The organism is Pseudomonas sp. V98_8, from assembly GCF_029967975.1.
Lineage (GTDB): Bacteria > Pseudomonadota > Gammaproteobacteria > Pseudomonadales > Pseudomonadaceae > Aquipseudomonas > Aquipseudomonas umsongensis.
The window spans coordinates 22,285-46,137 of the sequence record NZ_JASCAE010000080.1 but is presented as its reverse complement, the minus strand read 5'-3'; the positions used below and the strand labels follow the sequence as shown (position 1 = coordinate 46,137).

Annotated in this window: 23 protein-coding genes and 1 riboswitch; of the genes, 17 read left to right on the top strand and 6 right to left on the bottom strand. The window is 62.3% G+C overall.

Features of this window, described 5'->3' with window-relative positions:
* Positions 1 to 26: 26 nt before the first annotated feature.
* Positions 27 to 611: a hypothetical protein gene (locus QLG10_RS24200; RefSeq protein WP_110746344.1), complete on the bottom strand. Its 585-nt coding sequence runs from the start codon at positions 609 to 611 to the stop codon at positions 27 to 29.
* A gap of 151 nt (positions 612 to 762) precedes the next feature.
* Positions 763 to 996, top strand: a riboswitch (cobalamin riboswitch).
* An 81-nt stretch (positions 997 to 1,077) separates the two neighbouring features.
* Here QLG10_RS24200 and cobO point away from each other — a divergent pair.
* The 14 genes from cobO (at position 1,078) to QLG10_RS24130 (ending at position 12,679) form a co-directional block, all read left to right on the top strand.
* Positions 1,078 to 1,689, top strand: coding sequence for a cob(I)yrinic acid a,c-diamide adenosyltransferase (gene cobO / locus QLG10_RS24195; protein WP_110746346.1), 612 nt, complete (start codon positions 1,078 to 1,080; stop codon positions 1,687 to 1,689).
* Positions 1,686 to 3,068: a cobyrinate a,c-diamide synthase gene (locus QLG10_RS24190; protein WP_282488172.1), complete on the top strand. Its 1,383-nt coding sequence runs from the start codon at positions 1,686 to 1,688 to the stop codon at positions 3,066 to 3,068. The genes cobO and QLG10_RS24190 overlap by 4 nt, the downstream gene beginning before the upstream one ends.
* The gene (gene bluB / locus QLG10_RS24185) at positions 3,065 to 3,715 is read left to right on the top strand and encodes a 5,6-dimethylbenzimidazole synthase (RefSeq protein WP_282488171.1); all 651 of its coding nucleotides are present in this window, start codon (positions 3,065 to 3,067) and stop codon (positions 3,713 to 3,715) included. Before QLG10_RS24190 ends, bluB begins: the two co-directional genes overlap by 4 nt.
* On the top strand, positions 3,712 to 4,620 hold the full coding sequence (gene cbiB / locus QLG10_RS24180) for an adenosylcobinamide-phosphate synthase CbiB (protein WP_188264466.1): 909 nt from the start codon (positions 3,712 to 3,714) through the stop codon (positions 4,618 to 4,620). The genes bluB and cbiB overlap by 4 nt, the downstream gene beginning before the upstream one ends.
* Positions 4,613 to 5,605: a threonine-phosphate decarboxylase CobD gene (gene cobD / locus QLG10_RS24175; protein WP_110746352.1), complete on the top strand. Its 993-nt coding sequence runs from the start codon at positions 4,613 to 4,615 to the stop codon at positions 5,603 to 5,605. The genes cbiB and cobD overlap by 8 nt, the downstream gene beginning before the upstream one ends.
* The gene (locus tag QLG10_RS24170; protein ID WP_282488170.1) at positions 5,602 to 7,053 is read left to right on the top strand and encodes a cobyric acid synthase; all 1,452 of its coding nucleotides are present in this window, start codon (positions 5,602 to 5,604) and stop codon (positions 7,051 to 7,053) included. Before cobD ends, QLG10_RS24170 begins: the two co-directional genes overlap by 4 nt.
* Positions 7,054 to 7,201: 148 nt before the next feature.
* Entirely contained in the window at positions 7,202 to 7,723 is a 522-nt protein-coding gene (gene cobU, locus QLG10_RS24165; RefSeq protein WP_282488169.1) for a bifunctional adenosylcobinamide kinase/adenosylcobinamide-phosphate guanylyltransferase, read from the top strand.
* Complete coding sequence (cobT, locus tag QLG10_RS24160) at positions 7,720 to 8,775, top strand: nicotinate-nucleotide--dimethylbenzimidazole phosphoribosyltransferase (RefSeq protein ID WP_282488168.1); 1,056 nt, start codon at positions 7,720 to 7,722, stop codon at positions 8,773 to 8,775. Before cobU ends, cobT begins: the two co-directional genes overlap by 4 nt.
* A complete protein-coding gene (gene cobC / locus QLG10_RS24155; protein WP_110746359.1) occupies positions 8,772 to 9,347 on the top strand; it encodes an alpha-ribazole phosphatase family protein in 576 nt (191 codons plus the stop codon). The genes cobT and cobC overlap by 4 nt, the downstream gene beginning before the upstream one ends.
* Before the next feature lie 2 nt (positions 9,348 to 9,349).
* Positions 9,350 to 10,084, top strand: a complete 735-nt coding sequence (locus tag QLG10_RS24150) for an adenosylcobinamide-GDP ribazoletransferase (protein WP_110746361.1) — start codon at positions 9,350 to 9,352, stop codon at positions 10,082 to 10,084.
* A 157-nt stretch (positions 10,085 to 10,241) separates the two neighbouring features.
* Positions 10,242 to 10,646 (top strand): MarR family transcriptional regulator, encoded by a 405-nt coding sequence (locus QLG10_RS24145; RefSeq protein ID WP_020800345.1) that lies wholly within the window; start codon positions 10,242 to 10,244, stop codon positions 10,644 to 10,646.
* A gap of 52 nt (positions 10,647 to 10,698) precedes the next feature.
* On the top strand, positions 10,699 to 11,907 hold the full coding sequence (locus tag QLG10_RS24140; RefSeq protein WP_020800344.1) for an MFS transporter: 1,209 nt from the start codon (positions 10,699 to 10,701) through the stop codon (positions 11,905 to 11,907).
* The gene (locus tag QLG10_RS24135; RefSeq protein ID WP_262927133.1) at positions 11,904 to 12,026 is read left to right on the top strand and encodes a hypothetical protein; all 123 of its coding nucleotides are present in this window, start codon (positions 11,904 to 11,906) and stop codon (positions 12,024 to 12,026) included. The genes QLG10_RS24140 and QLG10_RS24135 overlap by 4 nt, the downstream gene beginning before the upstream one ends.
* Positions 12,027 to 12,112: 86 nt before the next feature.
* Positions 12,113 to 12,679 carry a redoxin domain-containing protein gene (locus QLG10_RS24130; RefSeq protein WP_110746363.1) on the top strand — a complete coding sequence of 189 codons (567 nt, stop codon included), beginning with the start codon at positions 12,113 to 12,115 and terminating at the stop codon, positions 12,677 to 12,679.
* Positions 12,680 to 12,801: 122 nt separating this feature from the next.
* Here the strand turns inward: QLG10_RS24130 and QLG10_RS24125 are convergent, their stop codons facing one another.
* The 3 genes from QLG10_RS24125 to QLG10_RS24115 form a co-directional block, all read right to left on the bottom strand.
* Positions 12,802 to 14,073 carry an outer membrane protein transport protein gene (locus QLG10_RS24125; protein WP_282488167.1) on the bottom strand — a complete coding sequence of 424 codons (1,272 nt, stop codon included), beginning with the start codon at positions 14,071 to 14,073 and terminating at the stop codon, positions 12,802 to 12,804.
* 146 nt (positions 14,074 to 14,219) lie between these two features.
* Positions 14,220 to 14,702 (bottom strand): hypothetical protein, encoded by a 483-nt coding sequence (locus QLG10_RS24120; RefSeq protein ID WP_020800340.1) that lies wholly within the window; start codon positions 14,700 to 14,702, stop codon positions 14,220 to 14,222.
* A gap of 262 nt (positions 14,703 to 14,964) precedes the next feature.
* The gene (locus tag QLG10_RS24115) at positions 14,965 to 15,189 is read right to left on the bottom strand and encodes a hypothetical protein (RefSeq protein ID WP_007898912.1); all 225 of its coding nucleotides are present in this window, start codon (positions 15,187 to 15,189) and stop codon (positions 14,965 to 14,967) included.
* A 979-nt stretch (positions 15,190 to 16,168) separates the two neighbouring features.
* Here QLG10_RS24115 and QLG10_RS24110 point away from each other — a divergent pair.
* Both QLG10_RS24110 and rmuC read left to right on the top strand, forming a co-directional pair.
* The gene (locus QLG10_RS24110; RefSeq protein ID WP_110746369.1) at positions 16,169 to 16,492 is read left to right on the top strand and encodes a sel1 repeat family protein; all 324 of its coding nucleotides are present in this window, start codon (positions 16,169 to 16,171) and stop codon (positions 16,490 to 16,492) included.
* Between the two features lie 175 nt (positions 16,493 to 16,667).
* Complete coding sequence (gene rmuC, locus QLG10_RS24105) at positions 16,668 to 18,032, top strand: DNA recombination protein RmuC (protein WP_282488179.1); 1,365 nt, start codon at positions 16,668 to 16,670, stop codon at positions 18,030 to 18,032.
* Between the two features lie 189 nt (positions 18,033 to 18,221).
* Here rmuC and QLG10_RS24100 read toward each other — a convergent pair whose 3' ends face one another.
* Together QLG10_RS24100 and QLG10_RS24095 are read right to left on the bottom strand one after the other, a co-directional pair.
* On the bottom strand, positions 18,222 to 21,692 hold the full coding sequence (locus QLG10_RS24100) for a PAS domain-containing hybrid sensor histidine kinase/response regulator (protein WP_110746372.1): 3,471 nt from the start codon (positions 21,690 to 21,692) through the stop codon (positions 18,222 to 18,224).
* 236 nt (positions 21,693 to 21,928) lie between these two features.
* Positions 21,929 to 22,465: a TetR/AcrR family transcriptional regulator gene (locus QLG10_RS24095; RefSeq protein WP_110746374.1), complete on the bottom strand. Its 537-nt coding sequence runs from the start codon at positions 22,463 to 22,465 to the stop codon at positions 21,929 to 21,931.
* Positions 22,466 to 22,593: 128 nt separating this feature from the next.
* Here QLG10_RS24095 and QLG10_RS24090 point away from each other — a divergent pair, with 128 nt between their 5' ends.
* Entirely contained in the window at positions 22,594 to 23,784 is a 1,191-nt protein-coding gene (locus QLG10_RS24090; RefSeq protein ID WP_282488166.1) for an MFS transporter, read from the top strand.
* Positions 23,785 to 23,853: the final 69 nt, after the last annotated feature.

Here is a 23,853-nt window from a genome sequence, read left to right as displayed (position 1 = left end):
AGCGGCAAAGCCCGATGGTTCAACCTTTAGCCGCGAGCTTCCTTGAGCAACACGGCAATACCTGGGTGATAGTGACCGGCTTCATTGCGCAATTTGCGATAGGCATAGGGGAAATACCAGGCCACGGCGCAGCAGTGCTCCTTTTGCAGGTCATCGACCATGTCCTGCAGTTCTTCCGGGGTGGCGCCTTGCTGGCTCTTGTGGGGCGCAACGAACAGGCAGCCGATTTTCAGGTCGCTGGCGTAGCTGATTTTTTTCGCGTCGCTGGTGATGTCCAGCAAGGCCTGGGTCAGGTTCAGGCTGTTAACGCGTGGCCAGCGCTGCGTGGCCTGCAGCCAGGCGCGATCTTCGGGGGTGGCGACAAACAGGTCGGCGCGGCCGTTGCGTTCGCCTTCTTCGGTCTGTTTGCGCGTGGGCGATTGTTGCAGCGTGACCATCTCTGCCATCCATGCCGCGGCGGAAAGCAGGCCGAGGTTGGCTTTTTCATCGAGCCAGTAGGGTGTCTCGTTGTCGCCGCGAACGGCGTTATAACGATCGATACAGTCGAACCAGTGCTCCAGCACCGGACGCAGGAATTCCAGCTTCGGATTGCTGATGATCATGCCTTGCATGGGGCTCACCTTATTATTGTGTTGTGAGATTGTGGCAAATTGATATCACTGAAGTGAGTGTGACACAACATTGACGTCATTTTATGAATGCTTGGCAGTTATTCGTTCCAGCACCCTGTCTTCAATTGACGCTCCACCCCCAACCCTCTAACCTTCGCCGCTTGTTTCAGGTGCTCTGTGGCTTGGGTCGACAGAGTGAAACAGGGAAGCCGGTGAGTGAGCGCTTCAGTCGATGAAGCCCTGCGATCCCGGCGCTGCCCCCGCAACGGTAAATGAGTGAACACTGCGCTTGAAGCCACTGCGTCGATATCGATGCGGGAAGGCGCGCAGCGAGGCTTCACGCCGCTCATGAGCCCGGAGACCGGCCTGATCCATCCAAGCGGCATCACGGTGGGCGATGCCAGGCTTCTTGCCGTCTATTCTTGTGCCTGCCCGCCGTTAATCCTGCCTCAACGGAGAGCTCCCCATGTCTGACCATCCTGATCGTGACGAACGTCACCTGGCGCGCATGCTGCGCAAAAAGGCCGTGATCGACGAACGCATCGCCAATTCCCCAAACGAATGCGGCCTGCTGCTGGTGCTGACCGGCAATGGCAAAGGCAAGAGCAGTTCGGCGTTCGGCATGCTCGCGCGTGCCATGGGGCATGGCATGCAGTGCGGCGTGGTGCAGTTCATCAAGGGGCGTAACAGCACCGGTGAAGAGCTGTTCTTCCGACGCTTTCCCGAGCAGGTGCGTTTTCATGTGATGGGCGAGGGCTTCACCTGGGAGACCCAGGATCGCCAGCGCGACATCGCGGCTGCCGAAGCGGCCTGGGCGGTGTCGCAGCAACTGCTGCGCGATCCGTCCATCGGCCTGGTGGTGCTGGACGAACTGAACATCGCCCTCAAGCACGGCTACCTCGATCTCGATCAGGTGCTTAGCGACTTGCAGGCGCGTCCGCCCATGCAGCACGTGGTGGTCACCGGTCGCGGTGCCAAGCCGGAGATGGTCGAACTGGCGGATACCGTCACTGAAATGGGCATGATCAAGCACGCCTTCCAGGCCGGTATCAAGGCGCAAAAAGGCGTGGAGCTGTGAACCAGCCTCGACGTTGCCCGGCGGTGCTGATTGCTGCGCCGGCGTCAGGCCAGGGCAAGACCACCGTGACCGCCGCGCTGGCCCGGTTGCATCGTAACCAGGGCCGTAAGGTTCGCGTGTTCAAGTGCGGCCCGGACTTTCTCGATCCGATGATCCTCGAACGCGCCAGCGGTGCACCGGTGTATCAGCTGGACATGTGGATGGTCGGCGAGCAGGACAGTCGCCGCCTGTTGTGGGAGGCCGCCGGCGACGCTGACCTGATCCTGATCGAAGGCGTCATGGGGCTGTTCGACGGTACGCCGTCCAGCGCCGACCTGGCGCGGCATTTCGGCGTGCCGGTGCTCGCTGTGATCGACGGCACCGCCATGGCGCAGACCTTCGGCGCACTGGCCCTGGGCCTGGCGCGTTATCAGCCGGACTTGCCGTTTGCCGGCGTGCTGGCCAACCGCGTGGGCACCCTGCGCCACGCGCAACTGCTCGAAGGCAGCCTGACCGAAGGCCTGCGCTGGTATGGCGCCTTGTCACGGGAGACCGGGATCGAATTGCCGAGTCGACACCTTGGCCTGGTGCAGGCCAGCGAATTGAATGACCTGGATGTGCGCCTCGATGCGGCGGCCGAGGCCCTGGCCGGCAGTTGCGAAGTCGCGCTGCCGCCAGCGGTGGAATTCGCCGCGCCCGATGTGGTGACAGTCGAACCCTTGCTGGCTGGCGTGCGCATCGCCGTGGCCCGAGACGAAGCGTTTGCCTTTACCTATGGCGCCAGTCTCGATGTGCTGCGGGCGATGGGTGCTGAGCTGCGGTTTTTCTCGCCGATCCGTGATGCAGGTTTGCCAGAGGCCGACAGCCTGTACCTGCCGGGTGGCTATCCGGAATTGCACCATGTGGCATTGGCGCAAAACACCTCGATGCTGGCCGCGATCCGCGCTCACTACGCCGCGGGCAAACCCTTGCTGGCGGAATGTGGCGGGATGCTTTACCTACTCGATTCGCTGACCGATGTTGAAGGTGCGCGCGCGGAACTGGTCGGCTTGCTGGCGGGTGATGCGGTGATGCAAAAGCGCTTGGCGGCGCTGGCTCTGCAAGCGGTTGAGCTGCCGGAAGGTTCTTTGCGCGGGCATACCTATCACCATTCGTTGACCACGACCGAGCTTGTTCCGATTGCCCGTGGCCTGAGTCCTAACGGCGGGCGCGGGGCCGAAGCGGTTTATCGTGAGGGGCGAATGACGGCCTCTTACGTGCACTTCTATTTTCCGTCCAATCCATCAGCGATTGCCGCTTTGTTTGCGCCTGACCGTTCGGACACCTTCGCGAGCAAGCCCGCTCCCACAGGGGTACGCCTATCAAACGTGGGAGCGAGCCTGCTCGCGAAAAGGCCATGACCGACAACGCCTTCAGCCCGGCCGAGCGCGCAGCGGTCTACCGCGCCATCGGCGAGCGCCGCGACATGCGTCACTTCGCCGGCGGCAAGGTCGAGCCCGAGCTGCTGCGACGCCTGCTCGAAGCCGCGCATCAGGCGCCGAGTGTCGGCCTGATGCAGCCCTGGCGGTTCATCCGCATCAGCGATCGAGCCTTGCGTGGCCAGATCCAGGCGCTGGTGGAAGAAGAGCGCATCCGCACCGCCGAGGCGCTGGGTGAGCGCACCGACGAATTCATGCACCTCAAGGTCGAGGGCATCAACGATTGCGCCGAAGTGCTGGTCGCCGCGTTGATGGACGATCGCGAGCGGCACATCTTTGGTCGTCGCACCCTGCCGGAAATGGACCTGGCCTCGTTGTCTTGCGCCATCCAGAACCTCTGGCTGGCGTCCCGCGCCGAAGGGCTGGGCATGGGCTGGGTCTCGCTGTTCGAACCGCAAGCCCTGGCGGACCTGCTGGGCCTGCCACCTGGCGCCAAGCCCCTGGCCATTCTCTGCCTGGGACCGGTCAAGGCCTTCTATCCGGCGCCGATGCTGGTGCTCGAAGGCTGGGCGCAGGCGCGTCCGTTGAGTGAGCTGCTGTACGAAAATTATTGGGGAGTGAGTCAATGAGTGTGGCGTTGTTGAGTGTCGCCGCGGTAGCGCTGGATGCGCTGCTGGGTGAACCCAAGCGCTGGCATCCGCTGGTGGCGTTCGGCCGATTTGCCGAGCGCATCGAGCAACGTTTCAACGGTGGCGGTCGCGGCTGGCGCAGCCATGGGGTCACCGCGTGGGTGATCGTCGTAGTGCCGCTGACCCTGTTGGCCACGGCGCTCTCCTGGGCGCCTTACGTCGGCTGGATCGTCGAGATTCTCGCGCTCTATTGCGCCCTGGGCATGCGCAGCCTCGGCGAGCACGTCACGCCGGTGGCCAAGGCCTTGCGCAGCGGTGACCTTGAACAAGCGCGCCAACGCGTGAGTTATCTGGTCAGCCGCAAAACCAGTGATCTGGATGAAACCGCCGTGGCCCGTGCCGCCACCGAATCGGTGCTGGAAAACGGCAGCGACGCGGTGTTCGCCGCGCTGTTCTGGTTTGCCGTGGCCGGTGCGCCCGGCGTGGTGCTCTACCGTTTGAGCAATACCCTGGACGCGATGTGGGGTTATCGCAACGAACGCTTCGAGCGTTTTGGCTGGGCGGCGGCGAAGATTGACGACGTGCTCAATTACATCCCCGCGCGCCTGGTGGCGCTGACCTACGCGCTGCTGGGCAGCACCCGGTTGGCATTGAAATGTTGGCGTACCCAGGGGCCGACCTGGGACAGCCCGAATGCCGGTCCGGTGATGGCGGCGGGGGCCGGTGCGTTGGGCGTCGAGCTGGGCGGGCCGGCGGTTTATCACGGTGAACTGCATCAGCGCCCGACGCTGGGCGAGGGCGTGCCGGCGGATGCCGACGCCATCGACCGCGGCTGGCAACTGGTGCAGCGTGGGGTATGGTTGTGGCTGCTGATTCTGTGCGTGGGGTCTGAATTTTATGCTTGAGCACGGCGGGCGACTGCGCAAGGCGGCGCACGATTACGGCATCGATGAAGCCGATTGGCTCGACCTGTCCAGCGGTCTGGCCCCCTGGCCGTTTCCAGTGCCGGACATCCCGCAGCGGGCCTGGGCGCGATTGCCGGAAACCAATGACGGTCTGGAGCAGGCGGCCTGCGACTACTACGGCACCTTGCAAGCGTTGCCGGTCGCCGGTTCGCAGATGGCCATCCAGTTGCTGCCGCGTTTGCGGCGGGCGGGCAAGGTCGGCGTACTGTCACCCTGTTATGCCGAACATGCCGAGGCGTGGCGGCGCAATGGCTACATCGTGCGCGAAGTGCTGGAGCAGGAGGTCGACTTCTTCGTCGATAGCCTCGACGTGCTGGTGGTGGTCAACCCGAATAATCCAACCGGGCTCAGCCTGACGCCCGCCCGGCTGCTCGACTGGCATTCGCGCCTGGCCCCGCGCGGTGGCTGGCTGGTGGTGGACGAGGCCTTCATGGACAACACGCCGCACCTGAGTGTGGCGCCGTTTGCCCATCAGGTAGGCTTGATCGTGCTGCGCTCCTTTGGCAAGTTTTTCGGCCTGGCCGGCGTGCGCCTGGGTTTTGTCCTGGCTGAGCGCAAGTTGCTCAAGTTGCTCGCCGAGCAGGTCGGGCCGTGGGCGGTCAGCGGGCCGACCCGTGTGCTGGGCCAGGCGTGCCTGCGCGACACCGAAGGGCACGTTCGACAGCGCGAGCGCGCCGATGAGGCCAGTGCGCGGCTGGCCACCCTGTTGACCCGGCACGGCTTCCAGCCCCAAGGCGGGTGCGCCTTGTTCCAATGGCTGATCACCGAGCGCGCCGAAGTACTGCACGAGTTCATGGCCCGGCGCGGCATTCTATTGCGCCTGTTCACCCACAACAGCAGCCTGCGTTTCGGCCTGCCTGGCGATGAAGCCGACTGGGCACGCCTCGACTGCGCGTTCGATGCCTTCACCAGGGAAAGCCAATGACCACCTTAATGGTGCAGGGCACCACATCCGACGCCGGTAAAAGCACGCTGGTGACGGCCCTGTGCCGCTGGGTTACGCGCCAGGGTGTCAGCGTGGTGCCGTTCAAGCCGCAGAACATGGCGCTCAATAGCGCGGTGACTGCCGACGGTGGCGAGATTGGTCGCGCTCAAGCCGTGCAAGCCCAGGCCGCTTTTCTTGAGCCCCACACCGACATGAACCCGGTGCTGCTCAAGCCCAACAGCGATACCGGCGCCCAGGTGATCATCCACGGGCGTGCAGTCACCACGATGAATGCCGTGGCCTATCACGACTACAAATCCATTGCGATGCAAGCGGTGCTGGCGTCCCACGAACGCTTGAGCTCAGCGTATCCAGTGGTGATGGTCGAGGGCGCGGGCTCGCCGGCCGAGATCAACCTGCGCGCTGGCGACATCGCCAACATGGGCTTCGCCGAAGCGGTCGATTGCCCGGTGGTGCTCATAGCCGACATCAACCGGGGCGGAGTTTTCGCTCACCTGGTGGGCACCCTGGAACTGCTGTCGCCCTCCGAGCAGGCGCGGGTCAAAGGGTTCGTCATCAACCGTTTTCGCGGTGACATCGCCCTGCTGCAACCCGGTCTCGATTGGCTTGAAGTGCGCACTGGCAAGCCGGTGATCGGCGTACTGCCGTACGTAATGGACCTGCACCTGGAGGCCGAGGACGGCATCGACCAGCGCCAGGCCGACAAGGCCGGGCAGCTGTTGAAGGTGGTGGTGCCGGTGCTGCCGCGCATCAGCAACCACACCGATTTCGATCCACTGCGCCTGCACCCGCAAGTGGACCTGCAGTTCATTGGCCCCGGCCAGGCGATTCCAGCGGCCGACCTGATCATTCTGCCAGGCTCTAAAAGCGTGCGTAGCGATCTGGCCTATCTGCGCGCCAATGGCTGGGACGCCGCGATCTCGCGACACCTGCGCTATGGCGGCAAAGTCCTGGGTATCTGCGGTGGCCTGCAGATGCTCGGCGAGCAGGTGCATGACCCGCTGGGCCTTGAAGGCGCGCCGGGGTCCAGTGATGGCCTGGGCCTGCTGGCATTCACCACGCAGCTTGAAGAACACAAGCAACTGCGCAATGTGCGCGGGCGCCTGGTGCTGGAGAATGCTGAGGTTTGCGGTTATGAAATCCATGCCGGCGTGACCACCGGCCCAGCGCTGGAGAATGCCGCCGTGCAGCTGGACGATGGTCGCTGCGATGGCGCGCAGAGTGTCGATGGGCAAATTTTCGGCACCTATTTACATGGCCTGTTTGAATCCCCTGCGGCGTGCAGTGCACTGTTGCGATGGGCGGGTTTGCAGACTGTGCGGGAGGTGGATTACCACGCCTTGCGCGAGCGGGATATCGAGCGCTTGGCGGATCTGGTTGAAAAGCATCTGGATACCGGGTTGTTGCGCGAGCTCTGTGGTTTTTGAGGTGGCTGTGCTGGCCCCTTCGCGGGCAAGCCCGCTCCCACAGGGTTACCGGGTGTACTCAAGTTTTGTGGCCAACCCAAACAACTGTGGGAGCGGGCTTGCCCGCGAAGGGGTCCGTCATGACACTGCACATTTTATGGAATAAACCATGCTCCAACTGATCCTCGGCGGTGCCCGCTCTGGGAAAAGTCGCCTGGCGGAAAAACTCGCCAGCGAAAGCGGCCTTCAAGTGACCTACATCGCCACCAGCCAACCCCTGGACGGTGAAATGAACGAGCGGGTCGCCCATCACCGCGCCCGCCGTCCGGCCGAATGGGCGTTGATCGAAGAGCCTGTGGAACTGGCCCGCATCCTGCGCGAAACCGCCAGCAGCGAGCGTTGCCTGCTGGTGGACTGCCTGACGCTGTGGATGACCAACCTGCTGATGCTCGATGACGCCGAGCGTCTGGTGGCCGAGCGCCAAGCCTTGCTTGACTGCCTGGCGTCGTTGCCGGGTGAAGTCATTTTTGTCAGCAACGAGACCGGAATGGGTGTCGTGCCGCTGGGCGAATTGACTCGCCGCTATGTCGATGAAGCCGGTTGGCTGCATCAAGCCCTGGCCGAGCGTTGTCAGCGTGTCGTCCTGACCGTTGCCGGCCTGCCCCTGACTTTGAAAGGAACTGCTTTATGAGCTCAACCTGGTGGTTGAACCCCTGCCAACCGATCGACGCCCAGGCTGTCGAGCAGGCGCAAGCCCGTCAACAGCAACTGACCAAGCCGGCCGGCTCACTCGGTCAGCTTGAGTCGGTGGCGGTGCAACTGGCCGGACTGCAGGGGCAGGTGAAGCCGAGTCTGGAGCGGTTGTGGATCGCGATTTTTGCCGGTGACCATGGTGTAGTGGCCGAAGGAGTGTCGGCCTATCCCCAGGAAGTCACCGGGCAGATGCTGCTCAACTTCGTCAGCGGCGGTGCGGCAATCAGTGTCTTGGCGCGGCAGTTGGGCGCCTCCCTGGAAGTGGTCGACCTGGGCACCATCACACCGTCGTTGAACCTGGCGGGTGTGCGACACCTGAACATCGGCCCTGGCACGGCGAATTTCGCCCAGGGGCCAGCGATGACCGCGGCGCAAGGCGAACGCGCGTTGCAGGCCGGTCGCGACAGCGTGGAGCGCGCCATTGCGATGGGTGCGCAACTGTTCATCGGTGGCGAAATGGGCATCGGCAACACCACGGCGGCCAGCGCCCTGGCCTGTGCCTTGCTCGATTGCCCGGTGGTGCATCTGGCCGGGCCGGGTACGGGGCTGGATGCGGCGGGTGTCAGTCGTAAAGCGCAAGTGATCGAGCGCGCGCTGGTGCTGCACGGCGCTCAACGTGGCGATGCGTTGCAGACCTTGTTCAATCTGGGCGGTTTTGAAATCGCGGCACTGGTCGGCGCCTACCTGGCGTGCGCCCAGCAAGGCGTTGCAGTGCTGGTGGACGGGTTCATCTGCAGTGTCGCGGCCTTGGTCGCGGTGCGCTTGAATCCGTCGTGCCGCCAATGGCTGTTGTTCGGTCATCGCGGTGCCGAGCCGGGCCATCGTCATGTGCTGGAAACCCTGAAGGCCGAACCCTTGCTGGACCTTGGCTTGCGCCTGGGCGAGGGCAGTGGCGCTGCGTTGGCCGTGCCATTGCTGCGCCTGGCCTGCGAGCTGCACGGGCAGATGGCGACGTTTGCCGAAGCAGCGGTCGCGGACCGTCCGGCATGATTCTGCATCTGGACTTGTTGCGTCACGGGGAAACAGAACTCGGTGGCGGATTGCGCGGCAGCCTCGACGATGCGCTGACCGACAAGGGCTGGGCGCAGATGCGCCAGGCGGTGGCGGGGCAGGGGCCCTGGGATCGCCTGGTCAGCTCGCCTTTGCAGCGCTGTGCGCGCTTCGCCGAAGAACTGGCGATGCAGTCAGGGCTGCCGATCGAGCTGAACAAAGACCTGCAGGAACTGCACTTCGGTGCCTGGGAAGGGCAGAGTGCCGCGGCACTGATGGAAACCGACGCCCAGGCCCTGGGTTTGTTCTGGGCTGATCCTTATTCGTTTACCCCGCCTGAGGGTGAACCGGTCGCGGAATTTTCAGCGCGAGTACTCGCGGCGGTCGCACGCTTGCATGGCGCGTACGCCGGAGAGCGTGTGCTGCTGGTCAGTCATGGCGGGGTCATGCGTTTATTGCTGGCCCACGCTCGGGGCTTGCCCCGCGAGCAACTGCTCAATGTCGAAGTGGCGCATGGCGCACTGTTCTCGCTGGCGGTCGAACCCGGTGGCGTACTAAGGGAAGTATCCTGAATATGTTGCCATTCTGGATCGCCCTGCAATTTCTCAGCAGCCTGCCGATTCGTCTACCGGGTATGCCGACGCCTGAGGAACTGGGGCGCTCGCTGCTGTTTTATCCGCTGGTGGGTGTGCTGTTCGGCGTGATTCTGTGGGCGCTGAACGGGCTGTTGCTGGGCACGCCACTGCTGCTCCATGCCGCGCTGCTACTGACGGCCTGGGTGCTGCTCAGCGGCGCGCTGCACCTGGACGGCCTGGCCGACAGCGCCGATGCATGGCTGGGCGGATTCGGCGACCGCGAGCGCACGCTGACGATCATGAAGGACCCGCGCAGCGGGCCGATCGCCGTGGTCACGTTGGTGCTGGTGTTGCTGCTGAAATTTACCGCGTTGGTCGCGCTGATCGAACAGCAGCATGCGCTGGCCCTGATCATTGTTCCCTTGATCAGCCGCAGTGCGTTGCTGGGGTTGTTCCTGACCACGCCTTATGTGCGGCCCGGCGGTTTGGGCCAGGCTCTGGCCGATCATCTTCCGCGGTTGGCGGGCAAGCAGGTGTTGGCGGTCAGTGCCTTGTTGTGTGTGCTGATCGCTGGGTTCAACGGCGTTTGGGCGCTGCTGCTGGCGGCGCTGCTGTTTGCCTGGCTGAGGCAGGTGATGCTGCGCCGATTGGGCGGCACGACAGGTGACACGGCGGGAGCGTTGCTGGAGTTATTGGAAGTAGCAGTGCTAGTAGGCGTGGCGCTAATCCTGTAGGAGCGAGCATGCTCGCGATGGAGGTACAAGCACCGAGGGGTGTCAGGCAGTCAGCGTCATCGTTGACGTCCATCGCGAGACTGCTCGCTCCTACAGGTAGAAGGGTTTGGTGTAACATAAATTTGCTTTCATTCAACCACGGGTATATACACGCACCATGCTCGAATCCCAATGTTTATGCATCAACCTGCGTCGCGCCGCCCGTGGCGTCAGCAGGCATTACGACGGCGCTCTCGATGGCTTCGGGATCAACGTTGCGCAGTATTCTTTGCTGTGCAACCTGCAGCGCCTGGATCAACCGAGTATCTCCACCCTCGCCGAAGCCATGGGCCTGGATCGCAGTACCCTGGGGCGCAACTTGCGTGTGCTGGAGGGTGATGGCCTGGTGACGCTGGTCGAGGGCGAAGACATGCGCAATCGTATCGTCCTGCTCACCGAAGCGGGCGCCGAGCGCCTCAAAGCCGCCTTGCCGGCCTGGGAGGCGGCGCAACAGCGCTTGGTCGATCGCCTGGGCGCGGAAAAGCGTGAAACGTTATTGAAATTGCTGGACGAACTGGCTTGAGGTCAGTTTTTTCGGTTTTAAGCGGGTATATACCCGTATATGGAGAACAAGAATGACCTCGATGTGGCGTACGTGCGGTTGGGTTTTACTGGGAAGTGCGCTGATCCTGGCGTTGTCCCTCGGGGTGCGACACGGTTTCGGGCTGTTCCTGGCGCCGATGAGTGCCGAATTCGGCTGGGGGCGTGAAGTCTTCGCCTTCGCCATCGCCCTGCAGAACCTGATCTGGGGCCTGGCGCAACCTTTCACCGGCGCCCTGGCGGACCGCTTTGGCGCGGCGAAAGTGGTGCTGGTCGGCGGCGTCCTGTACGCGGCGGGGTTGGTCTGCATGGGGCTTTCCGACTCGGCGGTGACCTTGTCCCTGAGCGCCGGCCTGCTGATCGGGATCGGCCTGTCCGGCACCTCCTTCTCAGTGATCCTCGGCGTGGTCGGGCGTGCGGTGCCGCCAGAAAAACGCAGCATGGGCATGGGTATTGCCAGTGCCGCCGGTTCGTTCGGCCAGTTCGCCATGCTGCCGGGCACGCTCGGTTTGATCGGCTGGCTCGGCTGGTCGGCGGCATTGCTGGCGCTGGGTGTGCTGGTGGCACTGATCGTGCCGCTGGTGAGCATGCTCAAGGACAAGCCGCTGCCGCTGCTTGGTCACGAACAGACCCTTTCTGAAGCGTTGCGCGAGGCGTGCTCCCACTCGGGGTTCTGGCTGCTGGCGTTCGGTTTTTTTGTCTGTGGCTTCCAGGTGGTGTTCATTGGCGTGCACCTGCCGGCTTACCTGGTGGATCAACACCTGCCGGCGACGGTGGGTACCACGGTGCTCGCGCTGATCGGCCTGTTCAACATCTTCGGTACCTACACCGCCGGCTGGCTCGGCGGGCGCATGTCCAAACCGCGCTTGCTGACTGGCCTGTACCTGCTGCGCGCCGTGGTGATCGGGTTGTTCCTGTGGGCGCCCGTGACGACGACCAGCGCCTACCTGTTCGGGATGGCCATGGGGTTCCTGTGGTTGTCGACCGTTCCCTTGACCAACGGCACCGTGGCCACCTTGTTCGGCGTACGAAACCTGTCCATGCTCGGTGGGATTGTTTTCCTGTTTCACCAGCTCGGGTCATTTCTCGGTGGCTGGCTGGGCGGGGTGGTGTACGACCGGACCGGGAGCTATGACTTGATCTGGCAGGTGGCGATCCTCTTGAGCCTGATGGCTGCCGCGCTTAACTGGCCCGTGCGTGAGCGGCCCGTGGCGCGTCTGCAAAGCCAGTTGAGTGCGACATGAACAGCCTCTGGCCGCGTCTGGTGATCGTCGCTGTCTGCGCCTTGCTGCTGGCCGTGGCCTGGTGGGGCTGGCATCAGGGCGGCCTGGCGTTGATGCAGCTGGGCATGGGGGCGTGCTAGAGGGCGGCATTCTTCAAGGACGCTTGCTAGCAGCAAGTGAGGGCGAGTAACTTCAATCTCACAAGAACTCTCAAGGAAGCACCGATATGCTGATGCGCTGGCTGGCGGTTCCCGCGTTACTGGTAGCGTTTACCGGATTGGCCCAGGCGGCAGAGTGCCCGGCGCTGCTCGAAGGCTCGTTGCCCAAGCTGCGCGCCAAAGAATCCATCGATCTGTGCCAGCGTTTCGCCGGCAAGCCGCTGGTGGTGGTCAATACCGCCAGCTTCTGTGGTTTCGCCCCGCAGTTCAAAAGCCTCGAGGCGCTCAATCAGCGCTACAAGGAACAGGGGCTGGAGGTGATCGGTGTGCCGTCCAATGACTTCAAGCAAGAGTCCAGGGACGGCGCCGAGACCGCCAAGGTCTGTTACGTGAACTACGGCGTGACCTTCACCATGACCGAACCGCAGAAGGTCCGTGGCGACGATGCCACGCACCTGTTCCAGGTCCTCGCCAAACAAAGCGGCGCGCCGAAGTGGAATTTCTACAAGTACGTGGTCGATCGCCAGGGCAAGGTGATTGCCAGCTTTTCCAGCCTGACCAAGCCCGATGATCCCGAGTTCATTGAGGCGGTAGAGAAAGCCCTGGCTTCGCCACCGTTGGCTTCCACCCCCTGATCTGTGGGAGCGAGCAGGCTCGCTCCCACAAAAAAGCGCTTACAAAAAAGCCCCGCCTCTGTGTCAGAGAGCGGGGCTTTTTTTGATTCAGGCGGCGAGTCTTTCAGGCTCGCTGACGGTCATCAGAAGCGGTAAGTCGCGCCGACACCGAAACCGTTTGCCCAGTTTTCATACTTGGAGCTGTAGGCTTGGCGGCCGTTGTTGTCGTTGACCTTGACCGACTCTTCGCGCAGGTACGAGTACGCCACGTCGATGGTCAGGTCGTCGGTCGGGCTCCAGCCGGCTCCCAGGCTGAAAATCGTGCGATCGCCCGTCGGGATGCGTGGGGAACGGTTTTCGTTGTTGGTTGGCGCCTGGTCAACCGACAGGCCGGTACGCAGCACCCATTGCTTGTTCAACTTGTAGGAGGCACCGATGGCGTGAGCCCAGGTGTCGTGCCAGTTCTGCTCTTCAGTGATGGTGCCAAAGCCGCGAGCGGCCAAGGCTGCAGGAACGCCTTCGTTCTCGACGGAAATTTCTTTCAGGCGGCTCCAGCGAGTCCAGGTGCTGCCTGCGTAGAGGGTCCACTGGTCGTTCAACTCATGAGTGACCGAGAAGTCCACCGACTCAGGCGTGGTGATGTCCAGCGAGGCGTCGAACTTCTGGTTCGGGTTCTGGCCCAGCGCTGCGAGCAAGCCGTAGTTGACCTTGGTGTCACCCTCAAGCTTGTACTTCACTTTCGAGTGATAGGTCAGGCCGAGGCGAGTACTTTCCAGGGCTTGTACCATGATACCGATGTTGTAGCCGACAGCGGTGTCGTCACCCTTGATCTTGACTTCGCCGTCCGGAGCCGCCGGGTTCAGTGACAGGTTCGATTCCAGCTTGCCGTCGATGCGGTTGATGGTCGGACCGAAACCGATCGACACCTTGTCGTTGAAGGCGTAGCTAACGGTAGGTTGCAGGGTAATGATGGTGACTTCGCTCTTGCTGCCGAAGTAACGGCCGGCAAAGCCGTTCTCATAGTCGGTCACCAGGCCGAATGGAGCGTAGACGCCGAAACCGACTGCCCACTGGTCATCGAGTGGCTTGACGTAGTAGCCCATCGGCACGCCCATGAAAGGGACCATGTCACCTTTGTTGGTGCCGCCATTCGGACGGGAGCTGGCATCGCTGATGTCGGCGTGGGCGTCGATGAATGCAACTCCGCCAGTCACTTGTTCGCGCTTGAGGCGCGACATGCCGGCAGGGTTGCCAAATACGGTGGATGCGTCGTCGGCAGCGGAAGATCGCCCGGCAAAACCTGTCCCCATCCCGCTGATGCTTTGTTCGTTGAGGGCGAAACCACTCGCGAAGATCTGGGTGGATGCCAAGGCAGCGGCGAGGCTAATGGTGGTTTTGAGCATTACTTTTTTCATTATTAGAACTCCTGGTGATCACCGGGGCGAAAATTACCAACATTTTCGTCCCAGCGCCATAGGCTGTAATGCTTGATTTAGAGCGGTTTTGTAGGACAATCCGACCAAATTCGCTGCCAGTTGAGCGATCTTTGGATTCGAGGCACTCAGCAGGCGACCTGATTCAGCGGTGCAACACAGGTTTGCCAGGCGCAGGTGAAGTCTCGCAGGCGTCCCTGGGGCTGGAAGGTCTGGCGCCAGATTCGCGCCATGCCCAGCAAGTCGTCTGGTTCGGGGAGGGGGGTATTCTGTTCTTCGACCAGCAGCCAGGCGATGGCGGTGGCGTAACGCAGGTTGACGGTCAATTCCAGGTGCGGGCCGCTGAGGAATGCATGTTGGCTGGCCAGGCCACGCACCAGGCTGGCGCGTTCCGGATCGAGTGCCAGGTAATGGTCCCAAAGTGCCTGGTGGCGGGGTTCGGCGATTCGATACAGGCCGTGTCCACGGCGGTCATGCAGGGCGGAACCAAGGGCTGACTGGCTGGCGGCGATGCCTAGCAGCAGGGATTCGGCGGTTGCGCTATGGCGTCCCAGGTAGATCAAGGTCGGACGGATCACATAACGGCACAGTTCGCTGGCAGCGATACCCATAAAACCCTCGATACATCAAATTGGCGACGAACCTGAAAGGCTTTGGCAGCGGTGAATCGACTCAGGCTCGTCGGAAGCGGATCAAGCCCGCTTGAGTTGAAGTCTAGTGTCATATTCACCGCGTAAAGGACTGTTTTTAAAATATTTCTGTCGGCGAGTTATAAACGTTATATCTATCCGTGCTTAGTCATCGTGAAACCTCGGGCAACAAAAAGCCCCGCTTTTCGGGCGGGGCTTCTGGTGTTTCAGGCTTCCTGGCGTATCAGGCGACCAGGGCCTGACGCGTACGCTCGATGACCGCCTGCAGCGGTTCGGCGCTGGAATACTGGTCGGGGTACAGGCGTTCGCTGTGACGCGCGATGCCGTGTTCGTTGACCAGGGTGAAGCTGAAACAGCCTTTGCGAGCGGCCATGATCAGGCAGTTCATCGGTGCAAAGGCGTTGGTTAGGGTGCGGATGGCATCCTGGGTGTGGATTTGAGTAGACATAGTCATTGGGTGTTCCTACAAGCGACACGGATAAGAGCCGTGCAAAATTAAAACGTTCCAGTAACGACGACCACCGTTGGTCGAACGAAGAACCCAGACTGGAACAAAGCAGCCAGTTTGAAGCGCTGATAAATTGGCGCGCTTGGGCTGGCAGGTAGGTACTTAGGAGGGCAGGCAACACATCAAGGGCAAAGGTTCTGGGCCCGGGGTGAAGATCCTGATCAATTTGCAGGCTGGTTCGGTCAGCGTAAATGAGCTTGGCAACACCCTTTGCTTTCGATTCAAAGGCTGTGTTGGCGCAAGATTTACCTGGAAACCATCGAGGTGGTCGATCCCGCTTTTTCGGTAACGGCTTCCTGTGGGAAGGCTGCGCCGGGGGGATTTGTTCGACCAGAATTGACTTTCAGCTTGGTACTAACGCCGCGGATAGTAACGGATTGAAAAGGCAAAGGGAAGTGTGCTGGTAAAAAAATCTGGATGGTCGCTTGGCGTCATCCTTCGTCGACGGCGCGACGGGGCCTGGAAACCGTTCGGTCATCGCGCACAAACCGACCGGCGGTCATCGCTCGAAGCCGCCTGGGGCGGGGGTTTACCGAAGGGTTATCCCCAGGAATCAAGAAAAATGCGCCGAAAAAACCCGGTGATATAACCGTCCAGAAGGTAGTTGTGCACATTAGTTGCCTGGACTGTCACCGCGCTGTCATCCAGCCTTCAACTGCAGTGGGTGCCTGTAACCAAAATTTAAGTCAATGAAAAATATCGTCTTTTTTAACTGGTGAAAAAATCGTCAGTTTGACTGCAGGCCCCATTCCATAAGCCTTTGCGCGAGTTCAATGACGGTTGTCCACTGAGTTATCCACAGCTTCTGTGGATTGTCCCGAGCGCTTGCTCTAGGACGGGCGTGCCGGGTTTTTTTCGGCTTTACCTGTAAGAAAAAGAGAGTAGAGTGGCGCGCCTTCCGATCTGCCCACAGTGCTTTATGAAGTTTCGTACACCACCTCCTTCCTCTTCCGCCAAATCGTCCACGGTTACCTCCCCCAAGCGCTTTTCGATGCGGGTAGCCGAGTGGTTGCTGGACAGCCCACGCCTGGGTGAGAACCCCAACGTCAAACACATCGCCGGACGTTTGCTCAAGCAACCGGCCCGAGAAGGCGTCGTCGCCGCGCAAAGCAGGCTGGGGCAACTGATGTGCCGTGAATGCGGCAATGCCCGGGATCGCCGGATTGGCCAGGATCTCTTGCGTCAAGCCGCGCGGGCAGGGGACTTGCGCGCGCAGCAGGAACTGGGCCTGATCGAAGACTGAGCTGTCCAAGACCTGACGCCTTGGTTAACCTTCAGGCTTTATTTCAATGGCAGGAGTGGCTATGGCTATGGACTTGACCAGCGCATTGCTGGGGCTGGCGGGCGCGGCGTTGCCATTGCTGGTGTTGGCCTGGCAACTGCAGCGCCGGGCGAGCACCGCCCAGGCCCAGGCGTCGCTGCTGGAAGAGCGCCTGGCCACGGCGAATCTGGCGCAGGATGGCCTGAATGCGCAACTTGAGGCCTGTCGCGATGAAATCGCCGATCTCAGTCAAGCCAACGCAGCCAGGCAGGCGGACCTCGCCGCCGTGCGCCGTGAGGTCGAGTTGCTGCAAATCGAACGTGACGATGCCCGCGATGCTGCTCACGCCTGGAATATCGAACGCGCCGGCAAAGAAGTCGAACTGCGCCGTCTTGACGCCCTGGCCGCTTCTCTCAAGGCCGAACTGCGCGAGCAACAAGAAAGCCATCAGCAGCGCCTCAACGACCTGCAGGGCTCACGGGACGAGCTGCGTGCGCAGTTCGCCGAACTGGCCGGGAAAATCTTCGACGAGCGCGAGCAGCGTTTTGCCGAAACCAGCCAGCAGCGCCTGGGGCAATTGCTCGATCCGTTGAAAGAGCGCATCCAGTCTTTTGAAAAGCGCGTCGAGGAAAGTTATCAGGCTGAAGCCCGAGAGCGCTTTTCCCTGGCCAAGGAACTGGAGCGCCTGCAACAGCTCAACCTGCGCCTGAGCGACGAAGCCACCAACCTGACCCGCGCCTTGAAAGGACAGAAAACCCAGGGCAACTGGGGAGAGTTGATTCTGGAGCGCGTGCTTGAGCATGCGGGGCTGGAGAAGGGGCGCGAGTACCAGACCCAGGTCAATCTCAAGGGCCCGGACGGCGAGCGTTTCCAGCCGGACGTGATCATTTACCTGCCCGGCGACAAGCAGGTGGTCGTCGACTCCAAGGTCAGCCTGACGGCCTATCAGCAGTACGTGGCGGCCGAAGACGAAGCCATCGGCCAGATCGCCATCAAGCAACACGTGCTGTCGCTGCGCAACCACGTCAAGGGCTTGGCCGGCAAGGATTACAAACGCCTGGACGGCTTGCACAGCCTGGACTTCGTCCTGTTGTTCGTGCCGATCGAAGCGGCGTTTTCCGCTGCGTTGCAGGCGGAGCCCACACTGTTCCAGGAAGCCTTCGACCGCAACATCGTGATTGTCAGTCCGACCACGCTGCTGGCGACCCTGCGTGTCATCGACAGTCTGTGGAAGCAGGAGCGGCAAAGCCAGAACGCCCGGGAAATCGCCGAGCGGGCCGGGTGGCTGTACGACAAGTTCGTGCTGTTCATCCAGGATCTCGACGAAGTCGGCAATCGCTTGCAGCAACTGGACAAGGCCTACAGCTCGGCGCGCAACAAGCTGACAGAAGGACGCGGCAACCTGGTCAGCCGCAGTGAGCAGCTCAAGCTGCTGGGGGCGCGGGCGAGCAAGAGCCTGCCAGCAGACTTGCTGGAGCGGGCGATGACCGATGTTGACGGCTTGGTCGAATTGCCGGAATAGGCGAGCCTGCCCGCGATTGTTGATCGTTCCCACGCTTTGCGTGGGAATGCATCCCGTGACGCTCCGCGTCACCCTTGCACCCGACTCAAGCCTTGCGTCGAAAGCGGAACGCGGAGCGTCCCCGGCGGCATTCCCACGCGGAGCATGGGAAGGATCGGTGCGCAAGGCTCGCGAGCTACAGCGACAGCGTTATAGCGGCAAATGCCGACTCAACAACGCCCGCAACGCCGCCGGTTTCACTGGCTTGGCCAAATAATCCAACCCCGCAGCATGCACCTGGGCCACGGTCTCGGGGCGTCCGTCGGCGCTGATGACCACGCCGGGCACCGGCTCGCCCAGTCGGGTGCGCAGCCACGCCATCAGTTCGGTCCCGGTTTCCCCATCGTCCAGGTGGTAATCCACCAGTGCCAATTGCGGGCGCAGGCCATCGCTGAGCAGGGCCATGCATTCCTCGCGGTTACGCGCGGTCCAGACTTGGCAGCCCCAGCGGGTGAGCAGGCTGTTCATGCCGATCAGGATGCTGTCCTCATTGTCGATACACAGTACCCGGGCGCCGCTGGGCAGTTTGCCATTGAGTTCGGCGGGCTGGGCCGGCAGCGCGGCTTGGGCGCGGGCCAAGGGGACGCTGACGCTGAACACGCTGCCGCGTCCCGGCCACGAGCGTACCTGCAGCTTGTGCCCCAGCACGCGACATAGTCCGTCGGCGATCGCCAGCCCCAGGCCAAGCCCTTTTTCGGCGCGGGTCTGATGGCTGTCGAGGCGTTTGAATTCTTCGAAGATCACCTGTTGCTTGTCTTCCGGAATGCCTGGCCCACGGTCCCACACTTCAAGGCTCACCTCACCCTGGCGACGGCGCACGCCCAGCAGCACCGGCCCCTTGGCATAGCGGAAAGCGTTGGTGAGGAAATTCTGCAGGATGCGGCGCAACAGCTTTATGTCGCTGTTGATGCGCAGCGAACTGCCTCTGACGCGAAATTCCAGGCCCTGGTCCCGCGCCAGCGCCTTGAACTCGGCACCCAGGGTGTCAAACAATTCATTGATTGCGAACGGCTTGGCATCCGGGTTGATCTTGCCGTTTTCCAGGCGGGAAATGTCCAGCAAATCGCTGATCAGGTCTTCGGCCGATCGCAGCGAGCTGTCCAGGTGCTGGACCAGTTTTTGCGCCTCGGTGGACAAGCCGTCGTCCTGGTGATTAAGCGCCGCGGAAAACAGGCGCGCGGCGTTCAACGGTTGCATGAGGTCATGGCTGACCGCCGCCAAAAACCTTGTTTTCGACTGGTTCGCGGCCTCGGCGGTGCCCTTGGCTTCGGTCAGGGCGACGTTGAGTTGCGACAGCTCGTGTGTGCGTTCGGCGACACGCTGTTCCAGGCCCTCATTGGCCTCGGTCAACGCCTGCTCGGCTTCGCGGAACGCGGTGATGTCGGTGAAACTCATGACGAAGCCGCCGCCAGGCATCGGGTTGCCGATCAGTTCGATCACCCGGCCATTGGGGAACAGCCGTTCGGACGTGTGCGCCCGGCCTTGACGCATCCAGTGCAGGCGACGCGCAACGTGCACTTCCGCTTCACCGGGGCCGCACAAGCCGCGCTCGGCGTTGTAGCGGATGATGTCGGCAATCGGCCGGCCGACGCTGATCAGGCCATCCGGGTAGTTGAACAGCTCCAGGTAGCGGCGGTTCCAGGCCACCAGCTTCAGCGACTGGTCGACCACGCTGATGCCCTGGGTGATGTTCTCGATCGCGCCTTGCAGCAGCGCGCGGTTGAATTGCAGGACTTCGGAAGCCTCGTCGGCGATGCGCACGACGTCTTCGAGTTGCATTTCACGGCCTTCAATGGCGGCTTTTACCACCGCCCGCGTCGATGAAGCCCCCAGCACACCCGCGAGCAATCGTTCAGTGTGGGCGATCCACTCACCATCGGCGTTCTGGTTCGGATTGAAGCCCTTGCCCTGGCGGTAGGCAAAACGGATGAAGCTCTGCCGCGCGCGTTCTTCACCGACGAAGCGCGCGGCCAGTTGCAGCAGATCGTCGATCTGTACCGCGAGCATCGAGCGGGCGCTGGGGCGGGCACTGATTTCCTGGCCGATGAAGCGCCCGGCCTGCCAGTGCTCCGACACGCGGGTGCGCGACAACACCGAGACCCAGGCGAACAGCGTGAAGTTGCCCGCCAGCGACAGCACCACGCCTTGGGTCAGCGGGGTGATCGGCAGGTTCAACGGGTTGCTGTGCAGCCAGGCCAGGCCCGGAAAACTGTTCAGGGATAAACCCAGGCTGTGGGCGGCAATCGGCAGGACCAGTGTGTAGAACCACAGGAATGTACCGGCGGCGAGTCCGGCAAATACGCCGCGGCGGTTGGCCTGTTTCCAGTACAGCGCGCCGAGCATCGCCGGTGCCAGCTGCGTCACGGCGGCGAAGGCGATCTGGCCGATGGTCGCCAGGCTGGCGGTCGATCCCAGCAGGCGATAACTGACGTAGGCCAGCAGCAGGATGACCACGATGGTCACGCGGCGCACCGACAGCATCCACTGGCGGAACACCTCGAACGGGCGCTCGGCATTGTTGCGGCGCAGCAGCCAGGGCAGCAGCATGTCGTTGGAGACCATGGTCGACAGCGCCACGCTGGCCACGATCACCATGCCCGTGGCCGCCGATGCGCCGCCGATAAAGGCCAGCAACGCCAGGGCAGGATGAGCCTGGGCCAGCGGCAGGCTGATGACGAAGGAGTCCGGCAGCACGGAGCTGGGCAGCAGCATCTGGCCCGCCAGCGCGATCGGCACGACAAACAACGCCGCCAGGGCCAGGTAGGCCGGGAACACCCATTTGGCCAGGCGCAGATCCTGCGGGTCGATGTTCTCGACCACGGTCACGTGAAATTGCCGCGGCAGGCAGATGATCGCCATCATCGCCACGCCGGTCTGCACCACCATCGATGGCCAGTTGATGGTCTCCTTCCAGTATTCCTCCAGGCGCGGGGCGAGCATGGCCTGGTCGAACAGGTCATCGAAACCGTCGTAGAGGCCGAAAGTCACGTAGGCGCCCACCGCCAGGAAAGCGAACAGCTTGACCAGCGACTCGAACGCAATCGCCAACACCATGCCGCGGTGGTGTTCCGTGGCGTCGAGGTTGCGCGTGCCGAAGACAATGGTGAACAGCGCCAGGACGAGGGACACCACCAGTGCAGTGTCTTGCGCGCGAACCCCCATGGCATCGGCGCCGGCACCGATCAGCAGGTTCACGCCGAGCACGATGCCCTTGAGCTGCAGTGCGATGTAGGGCAGCACGCCGACCAGGCAGATCAGCGCCACCACCACCGCCAGGGACTGCGATTTGCCGTAGCGGGCGGCAATGAAGTCGGCAATCGAGGTGATGTTCTCCTGCTTGCTGATCATCACCATTTTTTGCAGGACCCACGGCGCACCAAGCAACAACAGGATCGGCCCGAGGTAGATCGGCAGGAAGGACCAGAGCTGCTCGGCCGCCTGGCCCACCGCGCCGAAAAAGGTCCAGCTGGTGCAGTAGACCGCCAGCGACAGGCTGTACACCCAGGCCCGCATCCGCGGCGGCAAGGGCGCGCTGCGGCGGTCGCCGTAGAAGGCGATGGCGAACATGATGGCCATATAGGCCAGGGCGACGACGGCAATCAGCCCGCTGGACAGCGACATGGGAACTCCAGGCAACCAAAGACACCCGGACCTCCCGCCCGGACAGACAGTCTCGCACGATGGCCGGGGTTAGTCAGTGTCGACCAAGGTCGTGGCGTGGCGGGGTGTCGCAGGGTTGTGGGCTGTCAGATCTTTGGTGTCTGTGCGGTCCTCGTTCGCGAGCAAGCCCGCTCCCACATTTAATCCGTGTACGACGCAGATCCAATGTGGGAGCGGGCTTGCTCGCGAAGGCGGCCTCACTGCCCCAACGCAATCTCGATCAACCGATGCAACTCCTCACTCTCCAGCGGCGCCTCGGAAAACAGGATACGAAACACAATGGGGGCCGCCACCATATTGATCAGCCGGTCGACGCCAGGCTTGGGCTGATCCGGGTAGCGATCCAGAATCACCTGCAATTGCCCGCCAATGATCGTCGCGCAGTAGCTCGGTTTCAGGCTCGATTGCACGTCGCGCAGCATGTTCCGACCGGGCGCGGAGCTCATCTCGTCCAGGTACTGGTCCGCCCAGGCTCGCACATCACCCAGCAGGCTGCCGGTATTGGCCGACTCGGTTTCCGGTTGCATGCGGGCCAGGGCGACGTCCGCCAGCAGCGCCGACAGGTCGCCCCAGCGCCGATAAATGGTCGAAGGCGTGACCCCCGCGCGCGCGGCAATTTGCGGCACGGTGACGCTGGCGCGGTCTTGCTCTTCAAGCAGTTCGCGCACGGCGGTGTGGATCGATTCCTGAACCCGGGCGCTGCGGCCGCCGGGACGTAGAGTGGGTGCTGTCATTGCAAATGTCCTGTTTCTCGGGGCTCTGTAGGGCCATGCACCGGACCTTAACACAAAGAATTTGCTTTAAGCGCCAATCGATAGCACACTCCGCAAAAGCAAAAAATTAGCTTTTGCGGAGCGTGTCCATGCCCAATTCCCATCCGAACCGTGCCAGCCTGTGGTTCCTGGCCATCACCTTGCTCAGTTTCCTGGCGGCTTCCACGGCGCCGACGCCGTTGTATCACTTGTATCAGGAGCAGCTGCAGTTTTCAGCCGCCATGCTCACCCTGATTTTCGGCGTGTATGCCCTCAGCCTGCTGGCTGCATTGTTGACGGTGGGTTCGCTCTCGGACTACCTGGGGCGCAAGCCAGTGATTTTCACTGCTGTGGTGCTCAATGGCGTGGCGATGCTGTTGTTCATCTACGCCGATAGCGTCGCCTGGCTGATCGGTGCCCGGGTGCTGCAAGGTTTTGCCACCGGCATGGCAACAGCGGTGCTCAGTGCCACCTTGCTGGATGTCGATCGCCAGCAAGGGCCGCTGATCAATAGCGTTGCGCCCTTGCTCGGCATGGCCATGGGCGGCATGGGCTGTGGCCTGCTGGCGGAGTTTGCACCCGCGCCCCTGCAATTGACTTACTGGTTGCTGCTCGCCCTGTTTGCGCTGCAGGCGCTGTATGTCTGGCGCTTGCCGGAAAGCGTATCGCCACAGGCCGGGGCCTGGGCATCGTTGCGCCCGACCCTGCACGTGCCCGTACAAGCACGCTCGACCCTGTGGCGGGTATTGCCGCTCAATGTGGCGACCTGGGCGCTCGGCGGTTTTTACGCATCATTGGCGCCGTCGCTGGTGCGTACGGCCACCGGTTCGACCTCGAACCTGATTGGTGGAGCCACCGTCGCGGCCTTGACGTTGACCGGTGCCTCGATGATTTTCATCCTGCGCAATCAACCCGCGGGCAAAGCGCTGCAGCTGGGCACAAGTTTGCTGCCGGCGGGTATCGTGCTGATCCTGCTGGGCGTGCACGGCGCGAGTCTGCCACTGTTTTTCCTTGGCACCCTGGTGGCCGGCTGTGGCTTCGGCGCCGGTTTCCTGGGTGCTGTACGCAGTCTGGTGCCCTTGGCCTTGCCCCATGAGCGGGCGGGATTGATGTCGGCGTATTACGCGCTCAGTTACCTGGCGTTCTGCCTGCCGTCGTTCCTGGCCGGAAACCTGACGCATACGTTCGGCCTGGTGGCGACTGCCGATGGCTATGGGGCGGGGCTGATTATTCTCGCTGTCGGCGCCTTGCTGATGTTGTGGCGGCAGCGCACAGCCAGGGCGTGTGTTGCGGGCGAATGATTTTATATCTGCAAAATAGATAACAGTTAGAGATATTACCCGTTATATAGATATTCGATCCGGATCTAA